Raw genomic sequence first — 12497 nt, 5'->3', positions numbered from 1 at the left:
TTGCGCTATGCGCGGCGCATGAACAACAAAACCCCAGAGAAAAAGCCCCCCGAGGGCGAGCGTATCGCCAAAGTCATCGCCCGCGCCGGGATTGCCAGCCGCCGCGAGGCTGAGCGATTGATCGAAGAGGGGCGCGTCACGGTCAACGGGCAAAAGGTGCTGCGCGCTGCGCTTAATGTCACCCCCGCTGACAAGGTGGTGGTGAACGGGCGCGCGCTTGAGGCAGCAGAGCCGGCGCGGCTTTGGCTGTATCACAAGCCCACGGGCCTTGTGACGACGACGCGCGATGAAAAGGGGCGCCGCACGATCTATGACGATCTTCCCGAGGACATGCCGCGCGTGATGAGTGTGGGTCGGCTTGACCTCAATTCCGAAGGGCTGCTGCTCTTGACCAATGACGGCGAGTTGAAGCGCAAGCTTGAACTGCCTTCGACCGGCTGGCTGCGCCGTTACCGGGTGCGGGTGAATGGACGGCCCACGGATGCCAGTTTTGAGCCATTGCGCAAAGGGTTGGTGGTGGATGGCGAGGCGTTTCAGCCGATGATCGTCAGTCTTGATCGCCAGCAGGGGGCCAATGCGTGGATCACGGTGGCCATTCGTGAGGGCAAGAACCGTGAAATCAGGCGTGCGATGGAGGCGGTGGGGCTGGTTGTGAACCGGCTGATCCGGCTGTCCTATGGCCCGTTTCAACTGGGTCAGTTGAAGCCCGGTGCGGTGGAAGAGATTCGGCCGCGCGTGATGCGTGATCAGTTGGGCATGCCGCAAGAGCCCGAGGCCGAACCCGCCAAGCCCGCCCGCCCCAAGCCACAGCGACGGCGGCGCTGAGAACGCTCCAAGAGGATTGCGTTATTCGCTGTGTTGATCCGGATCAAGGATCGGTCGGCTCTTGACGCCTAGGGTCAGGGGCGAGCAATCAAGAAGGAGAGATGCGCGATGTCCAACACCCCCCACGAACTGCTGGAAGAATTTCCGCAACTGGTTGACAAGATCAGCGAACTCAAGCAGTCGGATGCGCATTTTGCCAAGTTGGCCGAGGAATATCACGCGCTGAACCGAGCGGTTCACCGGGCCGAAACGCTGGTCGAACCGGTGGAGGAGCTGACCGAAGTCGAGATGCGCAAGAAGCGCGCGGCGCTCAAGGATGAGCTATACCGGATGCTGACGGCCTGAGACGGCACTTCGGTGAAGATAGCGCGCAAGGCGGTGGGCCCGTCTTGCGCGTTTTGCTTTTCGCGGCTTAGGTGCGTATCCCCGAAAACCGGGTTTGCCAATCTTCGCGGGCCTCGTCGGTAATCTTGGAAAAGAGCACATCGGGGGTTGTGAAGGCGTGGTTGGGGCCGAGCATTTCGAGGGCGGCAGGCACATCGTCGGGCCAATTGTCATCATCCGTCTGCATCGCGGTCAGCATGGCGGCGGCGGCATCGGGGATGAAGGGCGCGCTGAGGACGGCGTAAAGGCGGATGAGGTTGAGCGCGAGGCGCGTTTGCATGGCGGCGCGCTCGGGGTCTGCTTTGAAGGTAGACCAAGGGGCTGCTTCTTGCAGGTACTCGTTGCCCTCAACCCAGATGGCGCGCAAGGCGCTTGCGGATTTGCGCACCTCCATCGCCTGCATATGGGCTTCATATTCGCGGATGCGGGTTGTGAGCCGCTCGATCAGCGCTGTTTCCTGCGCGCCATAAGCGCCGCCCGTTGGCACCACCTCGCCGAATTTCGAGCGGCAGAATTTGGTCACGCGGGACACGAAATTGCCCAGAACGTCGGCAAGGTCCTTGTTCACCGATGCCTGAAAATTCTCCCATGTAAACTCGCTGTCCGAGCTTTCGGGCGCATGGCTGAGCAACCACCAGCGCCAGTAATCGGCGGGCAGGATTTCGAGCGCCTGATCCATGAAGACGCCGCGCCCGCGCGACGTGCTGAACTGGCCACCGTCGTAGTTGAGGTAGTTGAAGGATTTGATGTAGTCGACCAGCTTCCACGGCTCTGCGGAACCCAGGATCGTGGCGGGAAAGCTGAGCGTGTGGAAGGGCACATTGTCCTTGCCCATGAATTGCGTATAGCGGACATCGTCAGCCCCCTTGTCGGTGCGCCACCAGCGTTCCCAAGCGGAGGCCTCAAGCCCATGCGCCTCGGCCCATTCGGCCCCACAGGCGATGTATTCGATCGGGGCATCGAACCAAACGTAGAAAACCTTGCCGTCCATCCCCTGCCACGGGGCGTCGTCGAACTGCACCGGAATGCCCCAGTCAAGATCGCGGGTGATGCCCCGATCCTGCAAGCCATCGCCGTCATTGAGCCATTTCTTGGCAATGGAGGTGGTGAGGATTGGCCAGTCGGTCTTGCTGTCAATCCAAGCCTCAAGCTCGTCTTTCATCTGTGACTGGCGCAGGTAGAGATGCTTGGTCTCGCGCATCTCGAGATCGGTGGCGCCCGACACCGCTGAGCGCGGGTTGATCAGATCGACCGGGTCAAGCTGCTTGGTGCAGTTGTCGCATTGGTCGCCCCGCGCGCTCTCGTAGCCGCAATTTGGGCAGGTGCCCTCGATATAGCGGTCAGGCAGGTAGCGCCCGTCGGTGGGCGAATACATCTGCGTTTCCGAGACTTCGCGGATCAGCCCCTGATCATGCAGGCGCTTGGCGAAATTCTGGGTCAGGCGGCGGTTCTGGGATGAGGAGGAGCGCCCGAAATGGTCAAAGCTGAGGCGAAAACCGCGCGCGATTTCGGCCTGAACGGCGTGCATTTCGGCGCAATAGTCCGCGACTGGCTGGCCTGCCTTGGCGGCTGCCAATTCAGCGGGGGTGCCATGCTCGTCTGTGGCGCAGAGAAACAGCACCTCGTGGCCGCGGGCGCGGCAGTAGCGGGCAAAGAGATCGGCGGGAAGTTGCGAGCCCACGAGATTGCCGAGGTGCTTGATCCCGTTGATGTAGGGGATCGCCGAGGTGATGAGATGCCGTGCCATATCGCGCCTGTTCCTTGACGGTTTGGCCCCGTTTAGCTTGGTTTTGCAGGCAGTTCTAGCGTTCGTTCCCGTCTTTGTCGCGGCTGCGCCCGGTGAGGCGACCGATCAGGAAGGAGGTGCGCGGCGACCAGACATAGGCGGTGCGGCGTTCGGCGACTGGGCGGGCGCGCATGCGAACAAGGCCAAAGACGACAAGGAGGGCGTGACCAGCGGCGATCATCACGAACATGGCGGGGGGGCCGTAGGCCTCGATCAGGGTGGAGGCCATGAGGGGGGCCGCGATGGCGCCCACGGCGAAAAAGAACATGAGGGCGGCGGAAAGTTCCACACGTTCATGCGCCTCGGCGAAGTCATGGGCGTGGGCGGCACTGACCGAATAGATGGGAAAGGTGGTCATGCCAAAGAAGAAGGCGGTCATCAGGATACCGAAGGTGTCGAGATTTTCGGTCATGGCGGTTGCGACCGAGGATAGGATCGCCGCTACTGAGAGTCCGATCAGGACCCAGCGGCGGTCATAGCGATCCGCGAGCCAGCCGACCGGGTATTGCGCGACCGCGCCGCCCAAAACAAAGACCGCAAGAAAGCCTGCGATCTGGTCGACGGCAAGGCCCACCTGCTGGCCGTACAAGGGGCCGACCATGCGGAACGAGGCACTGGAGAGGGCCGCGACCAGCACGCCCGCCGCCGCCAGTGGCGAGCAGGCGATGAGCAGCATGGGGCGCAGGCGGGGGGCGTCTGGCGTTTCGGGTTCGCGCAGGCGCGACAGGGTGAGCGGCAAAAGCGCAGCACAGCACAGGAGCGCCAGAAGGTTGTAAGAGACGTAAGAGGCCGGTGCTAAAACAGAAATCAGCAATTGGGCGGCGAGAGATGCGCCCATGTCCACCACACGGTAAATGCCCATGGCGCGCCCGCGTGTTTCATTCGTGACCTTGGCCTGAAGCCAAGCCTCGATCACCGTGTAACAGCCCGCCACGCAGAGGCCAGAGGCCACGCGCATCAGCGCCCAGGCGTAGGGGTCGATCACCAGCATATGTGCCAGAAGGCCGATGGCCCCCGCCGAGGTGAAGGCGGCGAAGGCGCGGCTATGCCCGATGGTGCCCATCAGGCGGGGGGCGAACCAGCAACCGATGAAGAAACCCACGAAATGCGCCGAGCCGAGGAGTCCGATCTGTGCCGTGGTGAAATCCAGTGCCAGACCTGAGAGCGCATCAAGTGGACCCACGCCGCCTGTCGAGAGTTGCAGGAGCACGACCGAGAGAAAGAGGGCGGCGAAGGAAATGAGCAGGCGCATGGTGGGGCTACCATGGCAGGACGTGGGGTGGCGGACCAGATGTTTTCGACATCCCGCGTCGGTTTCGGGCAGGGGGGTGCGAATGGGGGGTGAGGTGGGGGAATCACCAGATTTTGGGGGGACGGTTGGAGTGGGGCCACTTGGAGGGACGCGTGTCTGATCTGTGTTTGAAGTCCATGCGAATGACAGCAAGGCGCGGGAAACGGGATATGCAAAGGTGGTGCCGTTTCCCGATAGCGGCCTTTCGGGTAGCCTGCGGGGAAGGTCTGGAAAGAGCCCAGAGCTCCCGGTCTCGGTGGTGCTCACGCTGCGACTGCATTATTCAGTGAGCAGTCGTAAATGGGTTAACAACGCAATCGCAAAAAGTTGAAAGCGCAGGCGGATGCGTCTATCCTAAGCCACAGTTTTATTCGCTGGAGATTACCCAATGCCCTTGCCGCTGCTTGCCATTCCCGTTCTTCATTCCTCTGGCGCTTGGATTGCTTATGCGGGTTCAGGGTACTTAGCCGGGACTCTTTCGACCACATGGGTGGGCGCATTAATACTTGGGAACACTACCCTGTTTACAAGCATAGGACTGGTCTCCACCGCTGGTATTGCTGCTGCGTCTGGCGTTCTGGCAGGCTTTGGTGCATCGGCGGCTGCGGGACTGGGGACGGCTCTTACAGCCGTTGGACTTGGAAGCGTTGCATCCTGGATGGGTATTGCCCCAGCTGCGACTTTCCTTGGTTTCACCGCTGTTGGATGGTCGTTGATGGGCGTTGGCGCAATCGCACTGGCGCTTTGTGCGGTATTCACTCGCCGCACTATGAAGAAGCTGAATGAAGAGCGTGCGAAAGGTGGATTGGAAACAATCAATGTTCGGCAGCTGGTCGCAGAAGTTCGCGCCTATGAAGTGGATGCCATGTGGAAGGTTCTGCAAAAGCTGGCAAAGAAAGACTCAACCCTCCAACTAAAAGGTAGCGATGCGGAAATTTCTATCGGCGGCCGAACTTTTTCCATTAAAAAGCTGCGCTATCGGATCAACAAAGACGGTTCGGAGAAAATCGGTTACGTTAATCGACTTGGACGATTTGTAAGTGTTTATTTGGTAAAGGGTCCCGATGGACCGGAAGGACCTGGACCACTCCCTGCATAGCGGTCTGCTTAACCAGTGAAATTATATGGGCTGGGCACTGACTACCGATTGGTGAAAGCTGTCCGATGCCAGTTATCATTATAGCGGGCTCGTACAGCACATGGGTTAGCGATTTTCCAAAAGCAGTCGTTGGTGCAAGCGCTGCGAATTCACACTTTGTCCGCATCTTACCAGTTCGCGACGCGCGCAGCGAAGGTCGGCTGTCGCAAATTCGCATCGAAAGTCGTGACCGTCCCCGGGCTGAGAGCAGTCAGTTTTCGAAAAGAACCTATGCTCCCTCCCTACCTCTCCACCTGCGCCACGATCCTCAACCCGATCTCTGGGCCGACGAGGTTGGCATAGCCGCTTGCGCCGAAGCTGTGGCGGTTCAGGGTGCCGGTGAGGAGGATTGTGAGGTGGGAGAGGTCCTTGGGGTCGGTCTTGGCTTGGCGGTAGAGGCCGCCGGTGAGGGTGACGGGGTGGGTCACGCCGCGCACGGTCAAGAGGCCGGTGATCTGGGCCTTTTGCAGGGTGCCGGTGATTGCTGTCGAGCGGAAGGTAATGCTGGGATGGCGGGCGGTGTCGAGCAGGTCTGGTCCTTTCATCGCCTCTGTGGCGAAGAAGAAGCCCGCGCGAGTGCCGGTGGCGTCGAGGGTGACGTCGACCCGGCTCGCGCCGAGATTGCCCAGATCAATCCGCATATCCGCCGATGTGATCGGCATTGTGCCACGATTGTTGCCGATGGCGGCGTCATAGGTGAAGCCCACGGTGGAGGTGGCCGTGTCGAGGCGGTAGCGCTCGGGGGCGGCGGCGGCCTGCGTGGCGATGAGGCAGAGGGTGAGGGCGAGGCGTCGGATCATAAGGTAAGATACGCGCGGCGCGGGGCAGTGGATGTCACGTTTGCTTGAGGGCCCATGCGCCGGGGCGGCCAGTGAGGTGCCATTCAGCGGGGGGCGCTGTGCGGGCGCGGCGGCGGGTGAGGTGCCAGCGGTCGGTGCCGGGCGTATGGGCAGGGGCCATGTGCCAGCGGGTTTCCACGCCGGGTGCGCCCCCATCGCCCGGTGTCAGGATCAGACCCAAGGGGCGGTTGTGGCCACGTGCCGCCCCCTCTTCGGCGGCGAGATGCAGGCGGCGCACCGGGGTGAGGGCGGGTGGCTCTGGCAGGTCGGCGATGATGAGCGGGGCCGCGCCGCTGCGCAGCGCCTCTTCCATGCACCACAAGAGATCCTCGCGCCGCTCTGGTGCGACGAAGATCAGGCGCTCTGGCCCGTTCTCGGCCCCGGTGAGGGGGCTGATGCCATCGGGGTTGAGGTGGTCGCGTGCCCATGCGGGGGCAATCCAGAGCACGGGGCCGCGCAGAGCACCGATGAGGAGCATCGCAAAGCTGTGGCGGGCGGGGCCGGTGCATTCGTGCAGGCGGGTGAGCGGCAGGTCAAGCGCGCCCAGAAGGCGGAGGGCGGGGCGATGGCTGTCACGGGCGAGAAGTGGAATCGTCATGGACAGAGAATAGCTTGTTCGCTAAATGTTCTCAATCGGGGTGCGAATAGCATTATACAGATCAGCGTCTGTGTCCCGTGAGGGGGGCAGACGAGAGCTCAGCAAAAGGCTAAGAGTGCTCTAAAGCGCGTCGCGTATGATCAGGTTCTCATCGCCCCGGCTCCCGAACCGGGGCCTTCACGCTGACTTGGCGAGGTCCCGGGTCAGGCCCGGGACGGGTGTGTTTCGATGGAGCGCAACACGCCCTAGTGCAAAATCTCTTCCTCGCGCACGAACATATTGGCCCAGGCGCGTTCGATGAGTTCGGGGGTCATCTGATAGGGGATGCCCTCAAAGTTGCAGATCGAGATCATCTGGTCGATCAGAAAGACCGGCTGATAATTGGCATAGACATTGTCGATCGTGGGGTATTTTTCCTTGATCAGGTAGATCAGTGCGGCTTCGTCGAGCGGCATGCCTTTCTTGCGGGCGACCATGGCGAAAATCTTGAGGAAGTCGGATTGGCAGGGGCCGTCGATCTTGATCTTGTAGAAAATCCGGCGCAACGCGGCCTTGTCGAAGATCGAGTTGGGGTGGAAGTTGGTCGAGAAGATCACCAGCGTATCAAACGGAACCTCGAATTTCTCGCCGGATTGCAGGGCGAGAATATCCTTGGCCTCTTCCAAGGGCACGATCCAGCGGTTGACGAGGGCCTGTGGCGGTTCGGCCTGACGGCCAAGGTCGTCGACGATGAAGATGCCGCCGGTGGACTTGAGTTGCAGCGGCGCCTGATAGGTGCGCGCCGTGGGGTTGTAGACGAGATCGAGCATCGACAGGCTGAGTTCGCCGCCGGTGATCACGGTCGGGCGTTCGCAGCGGACATAGCGGGTGTCGAAGGTGCGTTTGCGGCGCAGGCTGCCGGGATCGTCAATCTCGACCTCGGCCTTGGAATGGACGATGGGATCGTAGACGGTGATGACCTGCCCGGAATATTCGATGGCGCGGGGCACGTAAATCTTGTCGCCCATGGCATCGCGGATGCCGTTCGAGATCGAGGATTTGCCGTTGCCGGGCGGGCCATACATCAGGATCGAACGGCCAGCGCTGACGGCGGGGCCAAGGTGATCAAGCAGGGCCTTGGGCAGGATCAGGTGGCCCATGGCATTGGTCAGTTGTTCGCGCGTGACCTGAATGTTGCGGATCGACTGGCGTTTGACCTGTTCGCGGTAGACCGAGAGCGGCACCGGCATGGCCCCGAAATATTCCGATTGGCTGAGCGCGTCGAGGGCGCGGGATTTGCCCGCGTCGGTCAGTTGATAGCCCATTTCGCCGCTGGAATTGGCGTTGAGCGTGCCGGTTGCCTCGATCAGCTTTTGCACGCGGGCCATGTCGATCAGCTCTTGCGTGACCGCACGCGGCAGGCAAATCGCCTCGGCGATGTCGATGGCGAGATCGAGGTTCTTGCGGAACATGGTCTTGAGCAGGATGTCCCGCATCATCACGACCGGCAACCGCATTTCTTCTAGCCGAGACGGGGGCGGGGGCGGCTGAACGCCGGTGCTGGCCTGCATGTTCATCTGGTCTGCCTGTGCTGGGTCGGACTGCGTTGCCGTCACCGTCGCATCAAAAGGTGCAGAAATTGTGGAGAGTGTCGGGCAGCTCTGGGGCGCTTTGACCCTTTGATTGCGCGCAATCTAGAACCGAAAAAGTCACGCAACGTTTTCTGCGAATGCTTTAGGCCCCATAGAGCGCGCCCAGACCCAGATAGATCGCAAGCGTGCCGCCCAAGGCAAAGCCCATGGGGAACTTTTTGCCCGCGTGCCAGCTCTGCCAGTCAGGGGCAAGGCGGCGCAGGGGGCTATACATGATCGCCCGATGTGTCACAAAAGCCCCGAGCAGGGTGGCGGCAAAGATAAAGGCGAGGGTCGCGGCATCGCCAAGTGCCACAAAAGGGGCGGCCGCAGCGATGAATTTGGCATCCCCCGCGCCCATCAGACGGACAGCGTTCATCGCGATGCCCGCCACCAGCATGACCGCCAGATGCGAGAGCCGCCACGCATAATCCACGAGCGGCAGGGTCATCAGCCCGATCACGAGGAAAATCCCCACCAGCGTCAGAACGGCGGTGTTGGGGATTTTCATCCGGCGCAGATCGCTGAGTGCGACCCAAATGCAGACCGGCAGGACGAAAGGCAGGAACCAGAGGGCCGATTGCGCGGTGATTTCGAGCGACATCGGGTGGTCCTAGCCTGCGACCTTGGTTTCGAGCGCGCGCAGCGAGCGCACGGCATCCTCGAAATGCTGCGGATGGGTTTCGACGGCATCGCGCAAGAGCCCTTCGCCAATCGCGGTATCGCCCTGTTTGATGGCCGACAGGCCAAGCGTATAGAGCAATTGCGCGCGCTCGGTCTGGCTGACCGGAAGCACGGGCAGGGAGTAGTTGCGCTGTGCGCCGCGGGCCAGAACGAGGTTGTTCTTGGCGGTGAAGAGTGCCGGGTCTTGGCGCACGGCATCAGTAAAGAGCCGCTCTGCTCCGGGGTAATCGCCGCGCGTCAGCTTGGAATAGCCCCAGTTGTTCATCACGCTGGCAGGTTGGGTCGTGAGGCCAACGGCGATTTCATAGAAACTGTCGGCCTTGGTCCAGTTTTGCTTGCTGTCGGCGACCATTGCCTCGAGCCGGTAGCGTTTGAAGGTTTCATGAGTGGGCGGAATGCTGTCCAGCGCCGTCTTGGCGCGGTCCCATTCGTTGTTGCGGATCAGGGCATCGGCCAGATCGACGCGGTCCTCATCCGTGGCGTCCTTGTGTTCGGTGACGCGGGTCCAGATCGAGACGGCCTCGGTGTTGCGTTTGGCGCGCACGAGAGATTGGCCCAAGCCGCGCAACAGGTCGATACGATCTGGCTTTTCGCCCACGGAGCGCTGGAAATAGGCAACCGCCTCGTTCGGGTCGCTGGCGGTTAGCATCACGTCATTAAGGTTGGTTTCGTCCACGACATTGATGTCTTGGAAAGCGCGGTCTACGTCATTCCCGCTGGACTGCTCACAGGCGGACAGGGCAAACGCCCCTGCCACGCACAGGGAAACAAGAATAGGGTGGCGCATTTGTGCGTCCTTTTACTGCCTCGGCCTCGTCATGGTATCTTGCGGACCAGAAAATCGCCACTGCCCCGCCGTACCAGTTTATAATCTTGCTCTTCCGGTTCACCATAATCGGAATTTTCCGATTTTGCGAGTGCTAAGCGCAAATTGTCGCGGATTGCGTCACTTTCGCCATTGTCGAGGGCGTAGGCGCGGCGCAGCATTTGTTCTGCCTCGGGATACTCGCCCTGTTCGACCAGCACGACGCCGAGGTTGTTCCAGGTTTCGGGGGTGGCGTCGGTCTTTTCGATGGCTTCGCGCAGAAGGCGTTCGGCGGTGCCAAGGCGCCCAAGGGCAAGATTGGCGCTGCCCAAGCCTGCCAGTACATCGGCGGTCAGGCCTTGGGTGACGGCGGCGCGGGTATAGGCCTTGTGCGCAAGTTCGTATTCGCCCGCATCCATCAGGCGATGCCCAACCAGAAGCCCATCTACGGCCTGTCCGCCGGGGGCCACGCCGGGGGCGAAAGGCCCATCATGTTTTGGGGGTGTCAGGCAACCTGCCAGAGCGAGTGTGCCCACCAGAAATACCACCGCCCGCCCTATCATGTCGCTCCGCTCTGTTATTTGCTCATTGCCAGCAGGTCCATGATACCCAGAACTGAAGGCCCGACCAGAATGATCAGCAATGGCGGCACTGTAAGCATCATCGTGGCCAATGTCATCTTGGTTGGCAGCTTGTTGGCTTTTTCCTCGGCGCGCATGACGCGTTTGTCACGCATTTCGCCAGCATAGACGCGCAGCGCCTCGCCGATCGAGGTGCCGAAGGTTTGCGACTGAACCAGAACGGTCACAAAGCTGGAAATATCCTGAACGCCGCAGCGTTCGGCCATTTCGCCCAGCACTGACGGCTTGTCGCGGCCAGCCTTGATCTGAAGGGCGACGATTTCGAATTCGTCGGCAAGCGCGGGGTAGGAGGCGCGCATTTCGCTGGCGACGCGGATGATGGATTGATCCATGGATTGACCGGCCTCGATGCACACGAGCATCATGTCGAGACTGTCCGGGAAGCCGTCCTGAATTTCCTCTTGGCGTTTCTGCTGGCGTTTGGTGACCCAATATTTGGGCATCATGTAGCCGATACCGGCAGGCCCGAGGATATACATCAACGTCTCTTGCGTGCTGGTCTCGGTGCCCGATTTGACCAGGACATAATAGATCACCCCAAGGATCAGCAGGCCGACCCCGAGCGCGAATTGCGCGAAGTGGAAATAGCGCACCGCATCGCGATGCCGATAGCCTGCCTGCATCAGCTTGAGGCGGATCTGGCTGAGTTGCTTGGCATCCTGCGGTTCCAGGAAGGTCGCGTAGCGGTCGAGTTTCTTGTTCTGTACGCCGGCGCGCAGGCTGGTCTTGGTGCCGACCGAAGTGGAACTGCGCTGGTTCTCTTGTTTGAGTTTTTCGAGGGGGTCCTGCTTTTGCCGCAACATCAGGGGGATCGTGAGCAGGATGAGCATCACACCCAGACCACCCACGGCGATGAGAGGGCCAAAGGGACCAAGCGCGCCGGTCAGGACATCGTTGAGAACTGAGAGAATTTGCATGATACGTTCCTCAGACCTTGATGCTTACGAGGGCGCGCATCACGATCAGGTTCAAGACCAGAAAAACGCCGACGACCAGAACAGCGGGGATAAAGAAGGGATGCTCCATCGCCTCGTCGTAGTAATCGGGCTTGAGCAGCTGAATGCCGACCAGCGCGAGCAAAGGAAAGGCGGAGAGGAATTTGCCGGACCATTTTGCCTCGGCGGTGATGGCCTTGACCCGGCGGAAAAGGCGAAAACGGGCGCGGATCACCTGGGCCAGACCGGCGAGGATCTCGGCCAGGTTGCCGCCTGATTGCTGCTGAATGGTCACGGCCACGGCGAGAAAGCGCAAATCCTGCATATCGAGCCGTTCGGCCATTTCCTTGAGCGCCTCGCCCATGTCGCGACCATAGGCGGCCTCGTCCGCGATGATGCCGAATTCGGTGGCGAGCGGATCGCCCACCTCGGTGGCAACGATGCCGATGGCCGATGAAAACGGATGGCCGACCCGCAAGGAACGCACCATGAGTTCGATGGCGTCGGGCAATTGTTCCTCGAGCAGCGCCATACGTTTGGATGCTTTCATGCTGATCCAGGTAAAGATGCCGCCCACGCCAATGCCCACAGAGGCAATCGCGCGCACCGGGGCCGCGGTATCCGTGGCGACCGACAGGCCGATGAAGGCCAGAACGCTGAGACCGACCATGAGAAGGATCAGTTGGCGGGGGGTAAAGGCGATGGCGGCCTTTTGGGCCTTGTCCGAGAGGATCGCATAGAGCGGGAGCCTGCGCGCCTTGAGATGCTGCTGCATTTCCTTGCGCAGCTTTTCCATCACCTCTTCGCGGTTGCCCGATTTGTCGAGCATTTCGAGCCGCCGGTTGACCCGGTTGTTGAGGCTGATCGAGCGGCCAAAGACGGTGAGATAGATCCCCTCGACCAGAACGAGGACGCCAACGAAGATCAACGCATAGATGATGGGTTCGGCACTGAGGGTCAT

The 12497-nt window shown here is 61.0% G+C and carries 13 protein-coding genes; 3 read left to right on the top strand and 10 right to left on the bottom strand.

The genetic code is table 11. From position 1 onward, the window contains the following. Positions 1–18: 18 nt before the first annotated feature. Positions 19–825, top strand: coding sequence for a pseudouridine synthase (locus tag ACLGGT_RS02960; protein ID WP_008279142.1), 807 nt, complete (start codon positions 19–21; stop codon positions 823–825). 108 nt (positions 826–933) lie between these two features. Next, the gene (locus tag ACLGGT_RS02955) at positions 934–1170 is read left to right on the top strand and encodes a YdcH family protein (RefSeq protein WP_375552999.1); all 237 of its coding nucleotides are present in this window, start codon (positions 934–936) and stop codon (positions 1168–1170) included. Between the two features lie 67 nt (positions 1171–1237). Here ACLGGT_RS02955 and metG read toward each other — a convergent pair whose 3' ends face one another. Together metG and ACLGGT_RS02945 are read right to left on the bottom strand one after the other, a co-directional pair. Next, a complete protein-coding gene (gene metG, locus ACLGGT_RS02950) occupies positions 1238–2956 on the bottom strand; it encodes a methionine--tRNA ligase (protein ID WP_437195010.1) in 1719 nt (572 codons plus the stop codon). Positions 2957–3011: 55 nt separating this feature from the next. Beyond that, a complete protein-coding gene (locus ACLGGT_RS02945; protein ID WP_008279138.1) occupies positions 3012–4247 on the bottom strand; it encodes an MFS transporter in 1236 nt (411 codons plus the stop codon). A gap of 427 nt (positions 4248–4674) precedes the next feature. On the opposite strand from ACLGGT_RS02945, the gene ACLGGT_RS02940 reads away from it, so the two are divergent. After that, entirely contained in the window at positions 4675–5385 is a 711-nt protein-coding gene (locus ACLGGT_RS02940) for a hypothetical protein (protein WP_437195009.1), read from the top strand. A gap of 281 nt (positions 5386–5666) precedes the next feature. Here the strand turns inward: ACLGGT_RS02940 and ACLGGT_RS02935 are convergent, their stop codons facing one another. From ACLGGT_RS02935 to ACLGGT_RS02900, 8 genes are all read right to left on the bottom strand, one after another. Beyond that, positions 5667–6224 carry a YceI family protein gene (locus tag ACLGGT_RS02935; RefSeq protein WP_008279136.1) on the bottom strand — a complete coding sequence of 186 codons (558 nt, stop codon included), beginning with the start codon at positions 6222–6224 and terminating at the stop codon, positions 5667–5669. 34 nt (positions 6225–6258) lie between these two features. Beyond that, complete coding sequence (locus ACLGGT_RS02930) at positions 6259–6861, bottom strand: ImuA family protein (RefSeq protein WP_437195008.1); 603 nt, start codon at positions 6859–6861, stop codon at positions 6259–6261. Between the two features lie 245 nt (positions 6862–7106). Further along, entirely contained in the window at positions 7107–8417 is a 1311-nt protein-coding gene (locus tag ACLGGT_RS02925) for an ATPase (protein ID WP_008279134.1), read from the bottom strand. A 157-nt stretch (positions 8418–8574) separates the two neighbouring features. Next, the gene (locus tag ACLGGT_RS02920; RefSeq protein WP_008279133.1) at positions 8575–9075 is read right to left on the bottom strand and encodes a prepilin peptidase; all 501 of its coding nucleotides are present in this window, start codon (positions 9073–9075) and stop codon (positions 8575–8577) included. Positions 9076–9084: 9 nt separating this feature from the next. Then, a complete protein-coding gene (locus ACLGGT_RS02915) occupies positions 9085–9942 on the bottom strand; it encodes a tetratricopeptide repeat protein (protein WP_081506843.1) in 858 nt (285 codons plus the stop codon). Between the two features lie 29 nt (positions 9943–9971). Beyond that, positions 9972–10523 (bottom strand): tetratricopeptide repeat protein, encoded by a 552-nt coding sequence (locus ACLGGT_RS02910; protein WP_008279131.1) that lies wholly within the window; start codon positions 10521–10523, stop codon positions 9972–9974. 14 nt (positions 10524–10537) lie between these two features. After that, positions 10538–11518 carry a type II secretion system F family protein gene (locus ACLGGT_RS02905; RefSeq protein WP_008279130.1) on the bottom strand — a complete coding sequence of 327 codons (981 nt, stop codon included), beginning with the start codon at positions 11516–11518 and terminating at the stop codon, positions 10538–10540. A 10-nt stretch (positions 11519–11528) separates the two neighbouring features. Next, positions 11529–12497 (bottom strand): type II secretion system F family protein, encoded by a 969-nt coding sequence (locus tag ACLGGT_RS02900; RefSeq protein WP_008279129.1) that lies wholly within the window; start codon positions 12495–12497, stop codon positions 11529–11531.

The sequence above is a fragment of the Roseovarius sp. MS2 genome (assembly GCF_051447875.1).
Classification (GTDB): Bacteria; Pseudomonadota; Alphaproteobacteria; order Rhodobacterales; family Rhodobacteraceae; genus Roseovarius; species Roseovarius mucosus_A.
Note: the sequence above shows the minus strand (reverse complement) of the source record. Positions and strands in the feature narration are given on the sequence as shown.